At 63.4% G+C, this 19,075-nt stretch carries 15 protein-coding genes and 2 pseudogenes; 3 read left to right on the forward strand and 14 right to left on the reverse strand.

Annotated elements, in window-relative coordinates; translation table 11 throughout:
* Positions 1–2 precede the first annotated feature (2 nt).
* The 11 genes from WT16_RS21095 to WT16_RS34515 all read right to left on the reverse strand — a co-directional run bounded on the left by WT16_RS21095 (position 3) and on the right by WT16_RS34515 (position 12,298).
* Positions 3–806: a transporter substrate-binding domain-containing protein gene (locus tag WT16_RS21095; RefSeq protein WP_015603116.1), complete on the reverse strand. Its 804-nt coding sequence runs from the start codon at positions 804–806 to the stop codon at positions 3–5.
* On the reverse strand, positions 803–1,246 hold the full coding sequence (locus tag WT16_RS21100; RefSeq protein ID WP_063534138.1) for a hypothetical protein: 444 nt from the start codon (positions 1,244–1,246) through the stop codon (positions 803–805). The genes WT16_RS21095 and WT16_RS21100 overlap by 4 nt, the downstream gene beginning before the upstream one ends.
* A gap of 340 nt (positions 1,247–1,586) precedes the next feature.
* A complete protein-coding gene (locus WT16_RS21105) occupies positions 1,587–2,735 on the reverse strand; it encodes a porin (protein ID WP_015602888.1) in 1,149 nt (382 codons plus the stop codon).
* Positions 2,736–2,890: 155 nt separating this feature from the next.
* The gene (locus WT16_RS21110) at positions 2,891–4,396 is read right to left on the reverse strand and encodes an amino acid permease (protein ID WP_063534139.1); all 1,506 of its coding nucleotides are present in this window, start codon (positions 4,394–4,396) and stop codon (positions 2,891–2,893) included.
* 219 nt (positions 4,397–4,615) lie between these two features.
* On the reverse strand, positions 4,616–6,043 hold the full coding sequence (locus WT16_RS21115; RefSeq protein WP_009917540.1) for a gamma-aminobutyraldehyde dehydrogenase: 1,428 nt from the start codon (positions 6,041–6,043) through the stop codon (positions 4,616–4,618).
* A 77-nt stretch (positions 6,044–6,120) separates the two neighbouring features.
* The gene (locus WT16_RS21120; protein ID WP_015603938.1) at positions 6,121–6,930 is read right to left on the reverse strand and encodes an ABC transporter permease; all 810 of its coding nucleotides are present in this window, start codon (positions 6,928–6,930) and stop codon (positions 6,121–6,123) included.
* Entirely contained in the window at positions 6,920–7,882 is a 963-nt protein-coding gene (locus tag WT16_RS21125; protein ID WP_063534140.1) for an ABC transporter permease, read from the reverse strand. Before WT16_RS21125 ends, WT16_RS21120 begins: the two co-directional genes overlap by 11 nt.
* On the reverse strand, positions 7,879–8,910 hold the full coding sequence (locus tag WT16_RS21130; protein WP_063534141.1) for an ABC transporter ATP-binding protein: 1,032 nt from the start codon (positions 8,908–8,910) through the stop codon (positions 7,879–7,881). The genes WT16_RS21125 and WT16_RS21130 overlap by 4 nt, the downstream gene beginning before the upstream one ends.
* Before the next feature lie 102 nt (positions 8,911–9,012).
* On the reverse strand, positions 9,013–10,173 hold the full coding sequence (locus WT16_RS21135) for an ABC transporter substrate-binding protein (RefSeq protein WP_063534142.1): 1,161 nt from the start codon (positions 10,171–10,173) through the stop codon (positions 9,013–9,015).
* A gap of 400 nt (positions 10,174–10,573) precedes the next feature.
* On the reverse strand, positions 10,574–11,491 hold the full coding sequence (locus WT16_RS21140; RefSeq protein ID WP_009916926.1) for a LysR family transcriptional regulator: 918 nt from the start codon (positions 11,489–11,491) through the stop codon (positions 10,574–10,576).
* Between the two features lie 201 nt (positions 11,492–11,692).
* On the reverse strand, positions 11,693–12,298 hold the full coding sequence (locus tag WT16_RS34515) for a hypothetical protein (protein ID WP_197417882.1): 606 nt from the start codon (positions 12,296–12,298) through the stop codon (positions 11,693–11,695).
* A 358-nt stretch (positions 12,299–12,656) separates the two neighbouring features.
* Between WT16_RS34515 and WT16_RS33875 the strand changes: the two are divergent.
* Positions 12,657–12,815: pseudogene (locus tag WT16_RS33875) on the forward strand (spermidine/putrescine ABC transporter substrate-binding protein); the annotation flags it as partial.
* Positions 12,816–13,479: 664 nt separating this feature from the next.
* Positions 13,480–13,785 carry an H-NS histone family protein gene (locus WT16_RS21145; RefSeq protein ID WP_009916980.1) on the forward strand — a complete coding sequence of 102 codons (306 nt, stop codon included), beginning with the start codon at positions 13,480–13,482 and terminating at the stop codon, positions 13,783–13,785.
* A gap of 297 nt (positions 13,786–14,082) precedes the next feature.
* On the opposite strand, the pseudogene WT16_RS21150 reads toward WT16_RS21145, so the two are convergent.
* From WT16_RS21150 to WT16_RS35435, 3 genes and pseudogenes are all read right to left on the reverse strand, one after another.
* Positions 14,083–15,264 (reverse strand): annotated as a pseudogene (locus WT16_RS21150) (DUF4158 domain-containing protein); the annotation flags it as partial.
* Between the two features lie 30 nt (positions 15,265–15,294).
* A complete protein-coding gene (locus tag WT16_RS34520) occupies positions 15,295–15,465 on the reverse strand; it encodes a hypothetical protein (RefSeq protein WP_006029533.1) in 171 nt (56 codons plus the stop codon).
* A gap of 141 nt (positions 15,466–15,606) precedes the next feature.
* On the reverse strand, positions 15,607–15,729 hold the full coding sequence (locus tag WT16_RS35435) for a hypothetical protein (RefSeq protein WP_009916978.1): 123 nt from the start codon (positions 15,727–15,729) through the stop codon (positions 15,607–15,609).
* Between the two features lie 530 nt (positions 15,730–16,259).
* On the opposite strand from WT16_RS35435, the gene tssI reads away from it, so the two are divergent.
* Complete coding sequence (gene tssI, locus WT16_RS21155; protein WP_063534143.1) at positions 16,260–19,046, forward strand: type VI secretion system tip protein TssI/VgrG; 2,787 nt, start codon at positions 16,260–16,262, stop codon at positions 19,044–19,046.
* The last annotated feature ends 29 nt before the right edge of the window (positions 19,047–19,075 follow it).

Consider the following 19,075-nt stretch of genomic DNA (forward strand, 5'->3'; position numbering starts at 1 on the left):
GGTCAGCGGCCTTTCTCGATCGTGCCCTTCAGGTTCGGATAGCGGGCGGTGATCGCATCCCACGTGCCGTCCTGCTGCAGTTGGGCGATCGCGGTCGACAGCTTGCCGCGCAACGCATCGCCGTGACGGACGCCCGCGCCGATGCCGAGGCCCAGCACCGGATTGTCCGCGCACGTGGCCTTGACCTCGAAGTCCTTGCCGTCGCGCGACGCGAGGAACGCCGTGAACAGCCCCTTGCCTTCCTGCACGTAGTCGACGCGGCCGGACGCCAGATCCGCGAGCGCATTGTCGAACTTGTCGAACGCCTTGATCTGCGCATCCTGCTTGAAGCGGGAATCGAGGAACGCCGAGAAGTTCGTGCCGGCCTCGACGCCGATCACGCGGCCCTTGAAGCTCGCGGGCACCGCGCAGTCGACGCGGCGCCTGTCGCTTTTCGCGCCGACGAACACCGTCGGCGATTCGTAATACGCACGGCTGAAATCGATCGCCTTCTGCCGTTCGCCGGTGATCGTCATCGACGACCAGATCACGTCGATCTTGCGATTCTGCAGTGCCGGAATCAGGCCGTCCCACGCAATGTCGGTGAGTTCGCACCGCACGTTCAGTTTGCCGCACGCGGCATCGAGCACGTCGATTTCCCAGCCCTTCCACTTGCCGGCTGCGTCCTTCGAAAAGAACGGCGGATACGACTCTGCGTCGATGCCGACGCGCAACGTCGGCTGGGCCGCATGGGAAGCCGGTACGAGGCCGAGCACGAACAGCGCGGCTGCGGCACGGCGGCCCCTGGAACGCATCAAACGATTCATGTGGCGAATTTCTGAAATAACGTCGGAACGACCGGCGTCGCAGCCGGCAGGAGGCGAGACTGTAATGCGCGCCGACGCGTGTACCAAATGGTTATTTGTTCGATGGATATCTGATCGCGCGATATGGCGGAACGGCGCACCGTCGAACGCGAAGCACCGTGCATCGTGCGGCCGTTCGCCCGCTCACGCCTCCACTGTTTCGTGCTGCAACGCCGGCAGCCACGGATGATCAGCTCGCGCAGCGTCAGCCGCTGGCGTGCGTAGCCGACGAAGATCGCCACGCGTCCGCGCCGGCGATGCACGCTGTCGATCGCCGGCAGCAGCAATTCCAGCAACGGCTGGTCGAGCGGCAGCTCGCGCAGGTCGACGCCGCCGCCGAGCATGTCGGCGAGCTTCAGCCGGCCCTGTTCGTAATCGATGCGTTCATGCTTGTCGCGCAACCGTCGAATGCGACGGCCTGCCCATGCAGCTCGGCGACGAACGCGCGCGCTTCTTGCCCGCGCTTTCCGCTTCCGCAAAGCTCATTTGCCGTTTCATCGTCGTCGTGGGATCGTTCCGTGAACTATCTTCCACAACGTCCTCGGCGGCATCGGAGATGACCACCGAGCCAGATAAATCAGCTTTCCCCAACCCTTGTCGCCGCTATATCGACGTACACCGGCAAATCTGCCTCGAAATCGAGGGGGCCGCCGATTCGTGCCGCGGACGGGCGTCGGCGCGGGCGAACGAAGCAAGGGTCGCAGTACAGTTCGACCTCTGTGCGCCCGCGCCCGCGCGGCCTCAGAACTTGTGCAGCAGACCCACGCGATAGACCATCTGGTTGCCGCTCGACGACAGATCCGCGGAACCCACGATATGCGCTGCATCCAGCGCCGTCCCGGTACTCCCGTTGGTGTGCTGCCACGCGCCCTGCGTATAGACCGACGTGCGCTTGCTCAGGTTGTAGCTGAGCGCGAGCGCGCATTGCAGCCAGTACGGATTGGTGCTGCCCTGCGCGTCCTTGAACGAGCCGTGCGTATAGGCGACTGCGCCCGCCAGCGACAGATCGGGCTGGATGAAATACTGGCCGTTCAATTCGAAGTTATCGAATTTCCACGACTTCCACCCCTTGCCGCCGATGTCGCTCACATAGGCGTTCGCGGCCGGATCGTAGACATCGACGTGCGAATATGCGAAGCCCACGTTCGAGCCGTTGGAGAAGGTCCATTTGACGCCCGCGTCGATGTTCTGCTGCACCGAAGCGGCGAACACCGCGTCGCTGCCCACGGCGCCGCCCGCCGTCGTGCCGCCGTTGTTCGTGCGCATGTAGGCTGCCGCCGCGCTCAGCGAACCGGCCGACCACGTCACGCCAGCACTGTAGTTGCGGTTGTCGGCGAAGCCCGTCGTGTTGCTGAAGCCATAGGCCGCTTCGACCTGCGCGCCGCCGAAGACCGGCGACAGATACTTGACCGCGTTGTTCACGCGCGTGTCGTAGTCGGCGTTGTCGTTGTCGAACGGATGTGCGGCCAGATCGCCGATGGTGCTGCCCGCCGCCGTGAACGGGCTCCACAGGTCGACGGTGGCGTCGTACTGGCGGCCGAGCGTGAGTGTGCCCGCCTGCTGCGACGCGAGCCCCACGAAGGCCTGACGTCCGAACAGGCGGCCGCCCTGATTCGCCGCACCCGTGGAGGCGTTGAAGCCGTTCTCGAGCGTGAAGACCGCGCTCAGTCCACCGCCCAGATCCTCGACGCCCCTGAGGCCCCACATCGACTCCTGGCTGTCGCCGCTGACCATCGCGAAGGCATGATGGCCCGCCGCGTTGGTGGTGAAGTTGATGCCTTCGTCGATGGCGCCGTACAGCGTCACGCTGCTCTCGGCATGGGCCGCCGTGGCGGCGATCAGTGTGATGGCCAGGGTGGCGCACGCGCTTGCGATGTCGTGTTTTTTCATGGAGTGGTGGCTTGTCGTTGTGGAGAATCCGGCAAAAGCGCTGGACGAAGTCCAGCCTCCATCCATCAGGATGGCTATTTATTTCCAAGCGAAGTGCGATGCGTGCTTTTCTGCGCGGCGCGGATCAGACCTGCGTGCCGCGCCGCATCGCATCGTCAGAGAGGGGCCACCGCTTCCGGGGCCGTGCTCGCGCCGCGCACATCGGGCGGACCGGCAAAGCGGTGGCGCACACCCACAACGAACCACAGCAGCGCCATCACGCCGATCAAACCGAGGCTCACGTAGAGCACCTTTTCGTTCGGCGGCTGGCAGCCCACGTACACCAGCACGGAGCCGCCCAGCACGGCCAGCAGCGCCACCGGCTTCGACCACTTGCGCAGATCGAACGGGCCTTTGCGCGTCCACGTGCGGTCTTCCGCGTTCAGGGCCGCCGCGATCGGCATGACATAGGAGACGTAGAGGAACACCGCACTGCCTGTCGAGAGCACCGCGAAGGCGTCGCCGTACAGCGTCGCCGCGATGGCGAGAATCGAGCACACCCAGATGGCCGCGCCCGGCGTGCCGTAACCGTTCACTTTCTTGAGCCACGCCGATGCGGGCAGGCCGCCGTCGCGCGCGAACGCATAGGTCATGCGCGAGCACGACGTCAGGCAGGCCAGTCCGCACAGGTAGTTTGCGAGGAAGATGCCCACGCCGAGCGGCACGCTCAGCCAGCCCGGCAAGGTGCCCAGCAGGATCGTAAAGAAACCGCTGCCCGCCTTCACGCTGCCTTCGAGGTCGGGCAGCACGAGCAGGAAGGTGCAGACCATCGCGTAGCCGAACAGGCTCGACCACAGCACCGCGCGCAGCATGCCGCGCGGCACGTTGCGCGGCGCATCGTGGGTTTCCTCCGAGGTATGCGCGGACGCGTCGAAACCCACGATCGTATAGATCGTCAGCAGCAAGCCCGAGAGGAACGCGGCCACCGCGCCCTGATGCGGCCACGCGCCCCCCTCGAAGCCGGTGAAGTTGCGGAACGTGACGAGTCGCGTGAAGTCCAGCGGCCCATGCGCCGAAACCAGCAGACCGAGCGTGAGCACCACGGCGATCGCGAAGATCAGATAACCCGAGAGGTCCGTGAGACGCGTGGTCAGATGCACGCGATAGTGATTGAGCAGCGCCTGCGACATCGTCACGATCACGATGAACGCGGTTTGATGCGCAAACGTGAGCTTGTCGGGATCGATATGGAACAGCGGCGCGATGAAGGTCTTGAAGAACGGATCGTAGACGCCGAAGTTCACCGAGGCGACCACGAAGATCAGCCCGAGCAGATTGAACCAGGCCGTGGCCCAGCCCCAGCCCTTGTTGCCGAGAATCGAGCTCCAGTGATAAAGCCCGCCCGCCGTGGGATAGGCGGATGCGATCTGCGCCATCGAGAGCGCCACCACCAGCGCGAACAGCGCGCCCACCGGCCAGCCGATGCCGATGGACGCACCGCCGCCTGCGCTCAGCCCCTGCGGAAAAGCCGTGATGCCGCCCGCGAGAATGCAGATGATCGCGAACGAGATGGCGAAATTCGAAAAGCCGCTCATGCGCCGCATGAGTTCCTGCGTATAGCCCATGCTGCCGAGAATGCTGGCGTCGTGATTCGCCGCATCCGCCTTCGTGGTGGGTTCCATCCTGATCTCCCGGTTGGGTCGGCCCGCGTGCGTCAGGCGCGCGCGCCGATATGCCTGCGTTGCCGTGCGTGTCGTTGCGCCTGCTCTTCTTGGCCTGGCGACGGCCGGCGCATCGCCGGGTGTTGCGAACTGCGCGTGCAGCGAGTTCCACAACGGGTCGCTCGACGAGTCATGCAACGGCTCATATAAAAGGCGGCCCGCCGCAGCGGGCCGTTCGCATCAGGGAAACTTCGCCATGATGTGGCGCGCGCAGGTGTACTCCTCGAGCGCGAACACCGACATGTCCTTGCCGTAGCCCGAACGCTTCATGCCGCCGTGCGGCATTTCGCTCACGAGCGTGAAGTGCGTGTTGATCCACGTGCAGCCATATTGCAGTTCGGCCGCCACCTTGAAGGCCTTGTTGACGTCGCGGGTCCAGACCGAACTCGCAAGACCGAAGTCCGAATCGTTGGCCCAGTCGATGGCCTGCGCCGCGCCGTTGAAACGCGTGACCGACACTACCGGCCCGAACACTTCGCGGCGCACGATCTCGTCGTCCTGACGCGCGCCCGCCACCACGGTCGGCTCGTAGAAGAAGCCGCGGCCCTCGGCGAGCTTGCCGCCCGTCGTGATCTCGATGTGCTTCTGGCTCGCCGCGCGCTCGACGAAACTCGCCACGCGTCCACGCTGGCGCTCCGAGATCAGCGGCCCCATCTCCACGCCTTCCATGTGCTGCTCGCCGTAGCGGATCGAACTCACCGCGCTGGAAAGGTCCGCGACCAGGCGATCGTAGATCTTGTCTTCCGCATAGACGCGACACGCAGCCGTACAGTCCTGCCCGGCGTTGTAGTAGCCGAAGGTGCGCAGGCCGGCGACCACTTCGTCGAGGTCGGCGTCGTCGAACACGATTACGGGCGCCTTGCCGCCCAGCTCCAGGTGCGTGCGCTTCACGGTGTGCGAGGCGGCTTCGAGAATGCGCTGGCCCGTCGAGACGTCGCCGGTGATCGAAATCATGCGCACCTGCGGCTGCGTGATGAGCGGCGCGCCTACGGTATCGCCGCGCCCCGTCACCACGTTGATCACGCCCGCCGGGAAAATGGCGGCGATCAGTTCGGCGAGCTTGAGCGTGGTGAGCGGCGTCTGCTCGGACGGCTTGAGCACCACGGTATTGCCGGCCGCAACGGCGGGCGCGAGCTTCCACGCCGCCATCATCAGCGGGTAATTCCACGGCGCGATCGACGCGATCACGCCCAGCGGGTCGCGGCGGATCATGCTCGTATGGCCCGGCAGATATTCGCCCGCGAGCGGACCGTGCTGCGTGCGGCACGCGCCCGCGAAGAAGCGGAACACGTCGGCGACCGCGGGGATTTCGTCGTTGAGCGCGCCCAGATACGGCTTGCCGCAATTGAGCGATTCGAGCCGCGCGAATTCGGTGGCGCGCGACTCGATGGCGTCGGCGAGCTTGAGCAGCAGCGTCGCGCGATCCTTGGGCGTGCTGCGCGCCCACGCGGGCCACGCGCGGCTCGCGGCGGCCGTTGCCGCCTGCACCTGTTCGAGCGACGCTTCGGCCACGCGCGCGATCGCTTCGCCCGTCGACGGATTCAAGATGTTTTCCTTGCTGCCGTGGCCCGGCATGAATTCGCCGCCGATCATCAGGTTCGTTTGCATCGATTTTTCCATTTGCTCTCTCTTCGTTGAGCCTACGCTCTTGGGTGTCGGTCCTGTCCGCGATGGCCGCGCGCCGTTCAGCGGCTGCTGCCCGCGGTACTTTCGGTGTCGCGCGTGAGATACCACGCGCCCAGAATTGGAATCATGGTGATGGCCATCACCATCAGCGCGACCACGTTGGTCACGGGCACGTCGCGCGGCCGCGATAGCTGGTTCAGCAGCCAGATCGGCAGCGTGCGTTCCTGTCCCGCCGTAAACGTGGTGACGATGATCTCGTCGAAGCTCAGCGCGAACGCGAGAATCGCGCCCGCCAGCAACGCCGTGGCGATCTGCGGCAGCACGACGTGACGGAAGGTCTGCCAACCATCCGCGCCGAGATCCATCGACGCTTCCACGAGGCTCGCGGGCATGCGCCGCAGCCGCGCGACCACGTTGTTGTAGACCATCACCACGCAGAACGTGCCGTGCCCGACCGCGATGGTCCAGAAGCCCAGGTCGAGATTCGCGGTCTTGAACGCGGACAGGAGCGCGATGCCGGTGATGATGCCTGGCAGCGCGATCGGCAGGATCAGCGCAAACGTCATGGCTTCCTTGCCGAAGAAGTTGCGCCGGTACAGCGCACCCGCGGCGGCCGTGCCGAGCAGCACCGCCAGCAACGTGGCGAGCGCCGCCACCTTCACCGAGAGCCACGCGGCCGCGAGCATGTCGTCGCGCGCGAAGGCGTCGGTGAACCAGTGCAGCGTGAAGCCCTTGAGCGGGAAACTGAACGCGCTGGTTTCGGTGTTGAACGCGTAGAGCGCGACCACGAGAATCGGCAGATGCAGGAACGCGAGGCCGCCCCAGGCGGCGCAGCGCAGCAGGCGCGAAGGTTGGGCGTCAGAATGCATCGAAAGCTCCCAGGCGTTTGGCGATGACGAGATACACGCCGATCAGCAGCATCGGGACAACCGTGAAGGCGGCGGCCATCGGCACGTTGCCGATCGAGCCTTGCATCGTGTAGACCATGGTGCCGATAAAGAGGCCGCTCGGCCCCACGAGTTGCGGAATGATGTAGTCGCCCAGCGTGAGCGAGAACGTGAAGATCGAGCCCGCCGCGATGCCGGGAAACGCCAGCGGCAGGATCACGGTGCGGAAAGTCTGGCGCGGATGCGCGCCGAGGTCGGCGGACGCCTGCAGCAGATTGGCCGGAATGCGCTCGATGGCGGCCTGGATCGGCAGGATCATGAACGGCAGCCAGATATACGTGAAGACCAGAAAGCGGCCGATGTTCGAGGTGGACAGCGAGTCGCCGCCGATCACCGGCACGCGCAGCAGCGCATCGAGCGCCGCGCGCAGATGCAGCGTGTCGATGATCCAGTAGAGCACGCCGCCCTGGGCGAGAATCACGGTCCACGCATAGACCTTGACGATGTAGCTGGCCCACATCGGCAGCATCACGGCCACGTAGAACAGGCCTTTTTTCCAGCCCTTCGCGTAGCGCGCCATGTAGTACGCCACCGGAAACGCGAGCAGCGCGCTCGCGAGCGTCACGCAGCAGGCCATGCCGGTCGTGCGCAGCACCACGTCCAGATTGGCGGGATCGTGCACCAGCGCCAGATAGTTCGCAAGCGTGAAATCGGGACTCACGGCCATCGTGAAGTCGTCGAAGCGCCAGACGCTTTGAAGCAGCAACGTGAACAACGAACCCAGATACACTACGCCGAACCACAGCAGCGGCGGCAGAAGCAGCAGCGACAAATACAGGTTCGCGTGCCGGTGCAGGAAGCCGCTTGCGCGGCGCATCAGGCCGTCGCGCGGCGGCGCGGCGCGCGTCACGGCCGCATTCGATGTCGTGGTCATGCTCCCCCCCGCGGCTCCAGCGCCACCATCGCACGGCGCGCCCACGCGAGCGTGACGGCGTCGCCGACCGCGGGCAGCGCCGTGGCCGCATCGTCCTGATTCGCGATCGTCACCGCGAGGCGCTGCCCTGCATCCGAACGCACCTCGAAGCGGCTCGTCGCGCCGTAGTACTGGATGTCGATCAGCGTGCCGGGCAACTGCACGTCATCGGTGCTCGCGGGCGCAGCGCCGCTGAAGCGGATGTGCTCGGGACGGATCGCAAACGGTTGGGTCGCGCCCACGCGTTGCAGCAAGGCAGGGTCGACGATCACGTTCGAGGTGCCGACGAAATCGGCGACGAACGGCGTAGCCGGACGCGTGTAGAGATTGCGCGGCGTGTCGACCTGTTCGATGCGGCCTTTGTTGAACACGGCCACGCGGTCCGACATCGACAGCGCCTCGCCCTGATCGTGCGTGACGTAGATGAAGGTCACGCCGAGCTTGCGCTGCAAGGTCTTGAGTTCGATCTGCATCTGCTCGCGCAGCTTGAGGTCGAGCGCGCCCAGCGGTTCGTCGAGCAGCAGAATGCGCGGACGCCGCACGAGTGCGCGCGCCAGCGCCACGCGCTGCCGCTGTCCGCCCGACAGTTGGCCGGGACGCCGCGCGCCATAACCGCCGAGCGCGACGAGTTCCAGCGCCTCCTCCGCCTGACGATGACGCGTGCGTTTGTCGGCGCCGCTCACCAGCAGCCCGTAAGCCACGTTGTCGCGAATGTTCATGTGCGGGAACAGCGCGTAATCCTGGAACACGGTGTTCACGTCGCGCTGATACGGCGGCAGGCCGGTCGCGTCGCGGCCATGCAGGACCACGCGGCCCGCGCTGGGCTGTTCGAAGCCCGCGATCAGACGCAGGCATGTGGTCTTGCCGGAACCCGACGGCCCGAGCATCGAGAAGAATTCGCCGTCGTTGACGACGAGCGAAACGTCGTCCACGGCGCGCACGCCGCCGTAGTGACGCGAGACCCGGGAGAATTCGACTGCGCTATTCATGATGTTTCCTGCCTGTTGTTGCGACTTGCCGCATCGTGCCGCGGAAGGGCTGCCCCCCGCGCCACGCACGTCGGCGTGGCGTCCCGTGGTTTTCCCGTAGCGCTATCGACCACCCATGATCGAAATGAAATCCTGGGTCCAGCGGCCGTACGGCACGCACTTGCCCTGCGAACCGCAATTCGCCACCGGCGTCTTCCAGAAGTGAATCTGGTCGAAGCGGTCATAGCCGTTCGCCGCGCAGAAGTTCGAGCCGCCCGCCGCCGCCTGCTGGCAACCGCCCTGAATCACCGGATTCGAGCCGAACCATTCGGCCAGATCGGCCTGTAATTTGCGGTTGAGCGACCAGTTCATCCACTTGTAGGCGCAGACGGGATGCGGTGCGTCCGCGTGCATCATCGTGGTGTCGGCCCAACCCGTGGCGCCTTCCTGAGGAATCGTCGCGGCGATCGGGAATTTTTCGGCTTGCAGCGAATTCACCGTGTAGCCCCAAGCGCTCGACACGGCCACGCCTTCGTTCTTGAAGTCGTTCATCTGCACCGTGACGTCGTGCCAGTAGCGATGCACGAGCGGCTTTTGCGCGCGCAGCACCTTGAGCACTTCGGCGTATTGCGCTTCGTTCAGCTCGTATGGGTCCTTGATGCCGAGCGCGGGATTCTTGCGCATCAGATAGACGGCGGCGTCGGCCACATAGATCGCGCCGTTATAGGCCTGCACGCGGCCCTTGTTGCTCTTGCCGTCGGGCAGCGTCTGCTGCTCGAAGACGACCGACCACGAGGTGGGCGCCTTCGGGAAAATCTTCGTGTTATAGGCGAGGAAATTCGCGCCCCACTGATACGGCACGCCGTAATGCACGCCATTGACCGTATGCCACGGCGCGTTCTGGAGGCGCGGCTCGATCGTGTTCCAGGCGGGAATCAGCGCGGTGTTGATCGGCTGCACCTTCTTGCCGTATACGAGCCGCAGACTCGCATCGCCCGAGGCCGTGACGAGGTCGTAGCCGCCCTGGTTCATCAGCGAGACCATTTCGTCGGAGGTCGCGGCCGTCTTCACGTTCACCTTGCAGCCCGACTGCTTCTCGAAGCCGGTGACCCAGTCGTATTTCTTGTCAGTGTCGCCGCGTTCGATGTAGCCCGGCCACGCGATGATGTTGACCTGGCCTTCCGGCCTGCCCAGTTGCGCAAGCGGCCCGGCCGCGCTGGCGAGCCCCGTGTTGACGAGCGCGGCAAGGGCGATGGCGGCAGCGATGTAAGGGGTGTGCGACATGCTCCGATTCCTCGTGATTGTGGCCCGGGCGGCGTACCTGAAAGCCCCGTGGGCAAAGGGTTTGAGGCGATGCGATGATGGTCGGAGCTATTCTAGGAGGGGGTCTTTTTTGACCGATAGGCCGAAACCCAGATACGAGCTATCTTAAATTCCGAACGCTCGGGCCGCAGAAGTCGACGAAAACGCGCTCGAGCGTGGCCGTGCGGCGTGGGAGGAATCGCGGCTGTCCCGCATGACGCGGAGCTTTCAGGCACGACGCAAAGCGGTGGATGCGCCGTCCGGCGCGCTTTTGCGAAACCCTCGGCGCCGCAAGCGGTGTCCGTGAAAACCCGAGCGGTGATGCGTATAAGAACCTGAAGGTTTCGGCGGAATGGAATGATCTACGTGTAATATCGGAAATTCAGATCGACGATTTGCTGTGCGTGCGCGAATACTCGCGTGCGACGCTGAGGAAATGCTGCACCATCTCCGGCAAAGTGAGGCTGCGCCGCCAGGCGATGCCGATATCGACGGTCGGCATCTCGCCCAGAATCTTGCGCACCTCCAGTCGGTCGCCGTCGAGCGACCAGGGGCGGTACAGCACGTCGGGGAGAATCGACAGGCCCGCGCCGGTGGCCACCAGACTCCGCACCGCTTCCACCGACGCCGTGCGCATCACCGTGTTGGGCCGCAGCCCCGCCGCGCGCCAGAACGCGGTGGTGTTGTCTTCCAACTCGTCCACTTTCAGCATGATCATGCCTTCGTTGGCGATCTCCTGAAGCGAGATGCTGCCCAGGCCGCGCAGCGCGTGATTGGCCGGCAGCCACAGACGCCACGCGGCCTTGATCAGCGATTCGGTTTCGATGGCCTGGCTGTTCTGCACGTTCGAGACGATCAGCACGGCCACGTCCAGTTCGCCGTTGACGAGCAGATGTTCGATGTAGTCGCGCTGATCCTCGACCACCTGCACTTCCACCTTGGGGAACACGCGTTTGTATTGGTCGAGCAGGTAGGGCAGGAAGTAGCCGGTCATCAGGCTCGTGACGCCGACGTTCAGGCGGCCGGTTTTGGTGTCCGGGCGCGCGGAGAGCGCTTGCTGGGCGTTGCGCACGGCTGCGAGGATCTGATGCGCGTGACGCAGGAATTGATGGCCCGCGTGCGTGAGCACCATGCCGCGCGCGTGACGCACGAAGAGTTGCGCGCCCAGTTCGCTTTCGAGACCTTTGATGGCCTCGGTGATGACAGATTGCGAAATGTTGAGCGTCTGGGTTGCGCCCGTCACGGACTCGGCTTCCGCCACCGCGATGAAATAACGCACGCTTTTGACGGAGAGGCTCATGGGGACGTCGGGCGGTTTTTGGGATCGGGGGGAGTATATATCGCGGTACCCTCAGGAAACGGATTCTTACGTACGCGTGCGACGTGAAGTCGCGCCAGTTGTTGGCTCGACCCGTACCCCCTCGCTACGGTGAGCTTGGCGCTTTCGCCCTTCGCCGACGCTTTCGCGCCCTTCACATCCGCCTCGTGAGCCGCGGCAATATCAGCGTCGACGAGTTTGTCCGCATGCTCGTCGTCGAACCCTGCGATGTCGCCGGGTGTACGCGTTGTTGATGATTTCGAAACCGCCGCCATCGCGCGCTCGAAGGTACGTGCTAACGTCTTGGCCATCTCGCCAGTTTCTAAGCTGGAAGTCCGCCTGCCAGCCTTGTTTAATGAGCGCTAAGCGGCCGCCAACGATTTCGCCGGACGTGTTCAGCTTCGAGTTTGGGTCGAAGTTACCAGTGTCCCAAGGCGTCGATCCTGCGAAACTCGGTCGAGCCGGAAGGTTCATTACGCCGTTCTCATCGATCACCGTGTACTTGTACGCGTTCGATGGACCAGTTCGGAAAACAACGTTTCTGACGGACGGGTCGTTGTAGATCATCGGCTTCGTGCCGTCGTTGTCCGCATACCCCTGGCTCAACTGAACCTGTGGCACCGCCAACGTACCAGTCATTGCCCCTCCGCCCTTGGGAACGGCGTTGTTCAGCACCCACTGCTGCGATGCATATGCAGCAAGTTGACTCGCGAACGCGACCACGCCGACGTCGGTTGTATCGACCGTCACACGCAGACCTGAACCATCCGTCGCCCAACCGATTTTCACCACGTTTTGGCCTTGCAGCGCGCCAGTACCCTGTTGAACCGGGGTGTATCCACCCGATTACAGGACGGCCTTCGCTTTTTCCGCGTTCTTTTACCCGCTATGCCATCAGCCTTCCTTGCGGTTGGCCTGCCATCGCTGGCAGCATGTCGGGCTTACCGTGTTCCACAAACATCACAACGAGTGGGTTAGGTCCTGCCTGTACACCGGTGGTCTTCCTGTCCGTGTGCTCCGTAGCAAAGGGAGGAGCAGCCGACCACGTACCGTTTGGTTCAAGCCTGTCAGCATCTTTGGCTTATCGTGCCTAACGATGCCTGCGGCAGTTCACATTCGTTGACCATGTCACTCAGCCTGGGATCCCATCGGCTCCGAGCGGCATATCGATGCTGCACTATTGAAGAACCCTGCGATTAAAACCCCGGAGCAATACAAGGTAAGGCTCCGTCCTTACAAGATATGTTCGCCGGCGGCGATTCAGTTACGAAACAAAGTCTGGCTAAAGTTGAAGGGAAATCGCTGACACACCATAGGCCCAACGAGTTCCAAACCGGCGAATAGTCGAAGGAAAGAAAAATACAAGCTTAAGACGGCATGCCTGGTTGTTCTGGAAAAGGCCGTCGATCCTGGCGTACCGAAATGATGCGGCCGTGGGTAATGCTGCGAACATTACCCACGGCCTGACCTAGGTGTACACATTGAGAGACCACCATGGCTGACTCTATTCTACGGGAACATCGAGACACTTGTCGTTTCGATATCTCAACGTTTCCTTTTGTGACGACGCAAGCACGGCCGCACACCATGAATCGCCCGCGCCCGTGCTCGTCGCGCACGAACATTAGGCCTCCATCGGAAAACCAAAAGACCTCAGGCAGTCGGATGTTCGGGCGCCGTTTAACGCTTCACAGTGGCCGACCTTCGATCGACAATTCGATCATTTCTCCGAACACCGCTCGCTGTAATTCAATCCGATACGTGAGCGACACCTGATGGCTAAAACCGTTTAGGCCACCTCCTGCTGCCCTTCGATCTGCCTCGGAGCAGGCAGCTTTTGCGATCGTCGATATCGACGATCGCCTTTTTACTCTCGTCGTGTCGTCGAATGCATGGCACACGATACGCGCCCCTGATGATGCACGGTGCTCGGATGTGCACGTTTAACGTAATTCGATTGGAGAGGCATTGTGGCAACTTACGAGGAACTGAAAGCTCAACTCGATGCACTCAATAAGGAAGCCGAAGCAGCCAGAGCGCGCGAAATCTCGACGGCGCTTTCTCGGATTCGGGAGGCCATCCTGATGTACGAAATTCGGCCCGACCAGATCTTTTCGCAATGGAGGCGCCTTCGCTCACCGGACAAGCGGCGTGGTCCACTGCCTCCAAAGTATCGGAACCCGATGACTGGCGAAACATGGTGCGGCCGAGGGCGAGCACCGAAATGGATGTCTGGCTCGCCGCGCGAAGCTTTCCTGATCGATCGGCTTGCTTGATCGACAATCGAGCTCTCGCTCTCGCGCTCATGGAACGAGCCAGTAGGCCAAGATGGTTCCGCTTGGAAGGTCCATTTCGTGGCTTGGGATGCCGCGGCCCATGCTGAGCGCACCCAAAGACGGTATTGGCCGGTCAATCTTGACAGGTCGTCTCGACGTTGTCGAACCGTCCACCGCCAACATGATCGTGAACCTTCGTTAATTTGGCTGCCGCCTTTTCTCTCTCATAGCCGCCCGTCGAATGCCGGACTATCTCCGCGAATTTGCTATCCTCCCTGTCACAAGTCGGTGGTGCGCCTCAACGCACTGGAGCAACAACGACCAGAGGTTTTTGTACGGCGCGAGCAGGAACGGAAAGATGTGATTGCCGGCCTGCGCGATATGCTCGTTACAGCGGATCAGGACGGCGTCCGGATCGTTGTTCAGTGCGGCCCGCATCTGCGTGATGCGCACGGCCGCAGGCGTTTCGTCGTCCTGCAGCACATTCAGGACGTCGCGAAACTGGCTGACAAGCGACTGCAACTGGTCGGCATGCGCGAGCTGGTACTGCTGAAGTCGCAGCTTGGCGGTGTGCTCAAGATTGCGCACGATCTTGATGAAAATCTCGACGACGTCGTTGAGCGCCTTCTGGCGTTGCGCGAGCATGAACAGCACCGCGAGCGTGTAGCGCTTGGCGGGCTTGGGCGCCCGCATTTCGTGGACGTCCAGCGCACGCGCTTCGGTGACGAACTGCATGCGCTTCGGGACCAAGAGCATGTTCGGCACGGGCGGCAAACCATCCGCCAACGCGTTCATCGCCTGAATGTGCTCGAGGAAACTTGCGATTTCGCGCGGCCCGGGTCGCTTCGGCTCGCGCTTGAGCTCATCCCACGGCGTTCGGCCGCGTCGAACCTGAAAGAGCGTGTCGATCCGATCCTTCAATGCGTCGTCGAGCGAGTCGACGAAGGCGCGATAAATCGATTCATGGAGCTGGCTGCGAGCGTGGCGGGCAATCCGGGTGAGCGTCGCAAGCGGCGGCAGCTCGTAGCGGCGCCGAACCAGCTCTTCTAGCATCACGTTGACGATGTCCGGTAGTTCCGCCTTGGTCCGGGCCGTGAGAGCGGCTAATTCGGCCAGCCATGCGTGGACTGCGCTATCGACGGGGAGAATCCGAACGAACTCGCGAAGGATCTTCTGATGCCGGGATTTGCTGCCCGAGCGGTCGTAGCGTGCGAGCGTTGTGCGCGGCAGCGGGCGGACGCCGAGCACCGTACATAGGTGCTCGATGATGGCGGGCGGCACATCGGAGATCACCGGCATGTATCCGGGACGCTGCAGCAGCTTTAGTTGCGCGAGGATCAGCACGCGCGTCGGCGCCTGGCGGAACTGACCAAAAACGAACCGGATCTCGGCCGCGCTGGACGTGTAGATCGTCCGTAATTCCGCTTCGTCCAGCTCAGCCGGGAGTACCGGGTACGCGGGTTCGTGAATTTGGGTCATCGCAGCCTCCGTCCTGGCGGTCCCCGTCGTTCAGCGCTTCGGCAGTTTGAGCCGTCCCGACAGTACCGCTGCGGCGAGGTCGGCGTCGCTCATCCCCATGATCCGGTCGATGGTGCCCGATGACAGTTCGTCAACCAGCCGGAGGATCTGGTCCTGCAGCGCCGACAGTTGATCCGCGCGTGCCGTCAGATGCGCGAGCATTTCGCGCTGTCCGGGCGTCGAGAGCTCGGACCGCTACCGCTCGAACTGTTCACATTGAACTGGGAGGAATTCACGTTGCTCACCGTATACCTGCCTGATTCGCACGAGCGTGGCGTCGTCCAGTACGTTGGGCTGTGCGCTTCACGACGTCAGCTTGTCGTGAAGCGCCTGCGCCTCTTCCAACTGTCCGCCAAACAGGTCGAAGACGATCGGCAGGTAGCTGATCGGCCGCCAAACGGGCTTTCGTGGCTCGGTGGTTTTCATGGGGCGATTCCCTCCGGCGGACTAATGAGCGTGACAATGCCGGCTAGGTTGATCGGCGTCGTCAACGGAATTGATCATTGTAGCGCGCGGCTGTGTCACCTTCGAGGCATGTCCTGGACTGGACGATGAGCTGTGTCAAACCCCTCAATCCCGAACAATGCGCGGCCGACCGTTATGCGATAATCGAGCCCTCTCAGGTTCTGGCGAAGCCATCCCCGGATTGCCGGAACATTCAGGTCGACATTGCCCGGTCGGCCTTTTTTTCGTCCGCACAGCGCCAATCCCGGAGGGTGCCGGTTTGACCATCGATATCCGGACGATCCAGGCAACCGGTTAGAATAGTCCAGTCATTGCGGAGCGCTGATGTTGATGGAAGCCATATCAAGGCAATGATCGTTGACTGGCAGCGCCCTCCTTTTTAATTGGGGCACGATTATTTGACAATCGCTGTAGTTTGATGTCATTTGCTCTGCCTAAAATGAGCTTGCCGCCTGTTCGGCAGAAAATTCTAGAAAAATATTGAGAGATAAATGGTACTCAGACCACCTGCGCTCGGGGAGCTGACATATCGCGATCTGTATAACGCGATCCACCGGGGCCTATTGCAGCGAAACCGCCTGTTGCGGCTGGACACGCCGCTCGGCCAGAACGCGCTGATTCCGCTGCGCGCACGCGGATCGGCACGGATCGGCCGCGATTATCACTGGACACTCGATGTCGCGTCGCTGCGCGACGACACCGCGTTGTTGTCGCTGATGCATCAGCCGGTGACGTTGTGGCTGCAACAGCCGAGCGCCCCATATGACGATCCGGTGTATCGCCCGATCCACGGCTTCGTGCACAAGATCGGCTACCTGGGCGGGGATGGTGGGCTGTCGACGTACCAGCTCGAATTTTCGTCGGCGCTGGTGTTCCTGAGCGGCACACATAACGACGAAGGCTGGCTCGAACGGACGGCGCAGGAGATCGTGTCCGACCTCCTGAATCGCTATCCGCAACTGCAAGGCCAATTCCGTTTCAATCTGAACCGCGAGCCGGCGGTGCGCTCGTGGTGCCGGCAGAGCGAAACGGATCTGCATTTTTTCCACCGGCTGCTCGAAGACGAAGGCTGGTATTGCTACTGGATTCACGCGCCTGTGAAGGACGGCGAGACGCCGAAGTCCACGCTGGTGATCGTCGACCAGATCGCGGCGCTCCCCGACGCCAAACCGGCCGACTTCGCGCGTGGCGCTGGCGCCGACGAGGCGGTGAACGGGTTCACGCACTGGGCGGCGATGCAGACGATGCAAAGTCTGCGGTACGAGTCGAGCGCGTTCGATTACAAACGCCCCGCGTCCCGCTTTGAAGCGGCGAGTACGCTCACGTCGATCAGCTACGTGACGGACGACGGGCGACACCAGGCGCAGCAGCAGCGGATTCCGAGCGTGCCGATGACGGTCTATGAGCCGACCGCGTACGGCTACCCCGATTCCGACAGCGGCGCGGCCCGCGCGCGCCTGCGCGTGCAGGGCTGGGATGCACGCGCCCGGCGCTACTTCGGGGTCGGCAGTCTGCGCTGGCTCGATGCCGGTTCGCGCTTCGTGCTGAACGACCATCCGCGTCATCCGGAGCGCGACGAAGCCGCCCGGACGTTCCTGGTTGTCGAGGCGCGCTGGTTCATCGAGAACAACGTGCCGATCGGCCAGCCGATGACCGAATTCCCGCTCAGCCTGCGCGCGACGCTGGCCGAGCAGCAGACGGCACACGGCGCGCGCTTCACGACGCCGGGCCACGTCGAGGACGGTACGGCCGGCTTCTTTGTGCTCGAGGTCGAGGCTCAGGACGCGCGGGTCGAGTTTCGTAGCCCATTCGAGCATCCGAAGCCGGCGATGTCGATCGAGCACGCGCTCGTCGTCACGCAGCAGGGAATCGAGGCCTGGTCGAACGAGCGGAATCAGGTCCGCGTCCATTTCGCATGGGACCGGAAAAATCCGGACGGCGCGTTCAATGCGTCGCCGCTGCTGTCGTCGATGCAGGCGGACACGGGCAACGGTTACGGCGCGGTGCACGTACCGCGCGCGGGCGAATGGGTGCTCATCGGCTACTGGGGCAATGACTGTGACAAGCCCTTTATTCTGGGGCGTGCCAGCGGCGGCACGACGCCGGCGCCGTGGCATACGAACGTGCTGCTGTCGGGCTTCCAGTCTCTGGGCTTCGGCAACACCGGCGCGTACAACGCATTCGTGCATGACGACGCGACGAACCAGGGCGGCACGCGGCTCATCAGCTACACGGGCAAGAGCTACGCGGCGCTCACCCAGGGCTATCTGATCCAGCAGGACGGCAACACGCGCGGTCGGTATCTCGGCCAGGGGTTCATGCTGCATGCCGACGAATATGGTGCCGTGCGGGCGAGCAAGGGCCTGTCGATCAGCACGCACCCGAAGGCATACGACGACGAGCAGCTCAGTGTCGACGAGGTCCGCGCGCAGTTGCAGAAGACCGGGATGCTGGTGGAATCGCTGTCGAGCGCCAGCACGACCGCGCAGGCCGAATCGCTGCAGGCGGGTCAGGACGCGCTCAAGGCGCTGACGGCGGCCGCGCAGCATGCGGTGTCGGGGCAAACCTCGGGCGGGGTGACCGCCGGCGGCGGCACGGGCAGCGCCAACGGGTTTGCGAAGCCGGTGATCGTGATCGCGACGCCCGCGGATTTTGCCGCCGTGGCGGACCGCTCGGCGCACGTGGTAGCCGAAGCGGAAGCCAACGTGATCAGCGGCGGGAACACGCACCTGGCGAGCGGCAAGTCGCTGATCGCGGCGGCCGCGGAGAAGATCAGCCTGTTCGTGCACAAGGCCGGCATGAAGCTGTTCGCCGCCAAGGGGCCAATTGAGGTGTCGGCGCACACCGATGAAATCAAGCTGAACTCGGCCAAGGATACATCGCTGTTCAGCAAGAAGCGGATCGTGATCGAGGCGACCGAAGAGCTGATTTTGAAGTGCGGCGGCTCGTACTTGCGCCTGACGAAAGCCGGCATCGAGGACGGCACGCGCGGCGCCCGAACGATCAAGTCGGCGTCGTTCAGCCGGCAGGGGCCCAGTTCGGTGGCCGAGCACATGAACAGTTTGCCGCAGGCGCAGTTCAACGATCCGTACATACTGCGCGATCGCGTCACGGGCGAGGTCCTGAAAAACCACCCGTACGAACTGATCCGCGGGGACGGCACGCGCCTGACCGGGATGACGAACGAGCTGGGGCATATCACCGAACAGAAGAGCGAGGATATCGAGAAGCTGGCGGTGTGCGCGTTGCGGCCGACGCCGAGCGGTCCCGCGGCATGAATTCGATAACCGATGTGCGAATTTGAAAA

Source organism: Burkholderia sp. MSMB1589WGS (genome assembly GCF_001636105.1).
Lineage (GTDB): Bacteria > Pseudomonadota > Gammaproteobacteria > Burkholderiales > Burkholderiaceae > Burkholderia > Burkholderia humptydooensis.

Bases quoted from the DNA above. Each gene is read 5' to 3' on its own strand.
- WT16_RS21135 (WP_063534142.1), bottom strand. From the start codon at position 10,173: ATGTCGCACACCCCTTACATCGCTGCCGCCATCGCCCTTGCCGCGCTC.
- WT16_RS21095 (WP_015603116.1), bottom strand. From the start codon at position 806: ATGAATCGTTTGATGCGTTCCAGGGGCCGCCGTGCCGCAGCCGCGCTG.
- WT16_RS21105 (WP_015602888.1), bottom strand. From the start codon at position 2,735: ATGAAAAAACACGACATCGCAAGCGCGTGCGCCACCCTGGCCATCACA.
- WT16_RS34520 (WP_006029533.1), bottom strand. From the start codon at position 15,465: ATGCTCGCGCATCTGACGGCACGCGCGGATCAACTGTCGGCGCTGCAG.
- WT16_RS21110 (WP_063534139.1), bottom strand. From the start codon at position 4,396: ATGGAACCCACCACGAAGGCGGATGCGGCGAATCACGACGCCAGCATT.
- WT16_RS21125 (WP_063534140.1), bottom strand. From the start codon at position 7,882: ATGACCACGACATCGAATGCGGCCGTGACGCGCGCCGCGCCGCCGCGC.
- WT16_RS21140 (WP_009916926.1), bottom strand. From the start codon at position 11,491: ATGAGCCTCTCCGTCAAAAGCGTGCGTTATTTCATCGCGGTGGCGGAA.
- WT16_RS35435 (WP_009916978.1), bottom strand. From the start codon at position 15,729: ATGAAAACCACCGAGCCACGAAAGCCCGTTTGGCGGCCGATCAGCTAC.
- WT16_RS21130 (WP_063534141.1), bottom strand. From the start codon at position 8,910: ATGAATAGCGCAGTCGAATTCTCCCGGGTCTCGCGTCACTACGGCGGC.
- WT16_RS21115 (WP_009917540.1), bottom strand. From the start codon at position 6,043: ATGCAAACGAACCTGATGATCGGCGGCGAATTCATGCCGGGCCACGGC.
- tssI (WP_063534143.1), top strand. From the start codon at position 16,260: ATGGTACTCAGACCACCTGCGCTCGGGGAGCTGACATATCGCGATCTG.
- WT16_RS21120 (WP_015603938.1), bottom strand. From the start codon at position 6,930: ATGCATTCTGACGCCCAACCTTCGCGCCTGCTGCGCTGCGCCGCCTGG.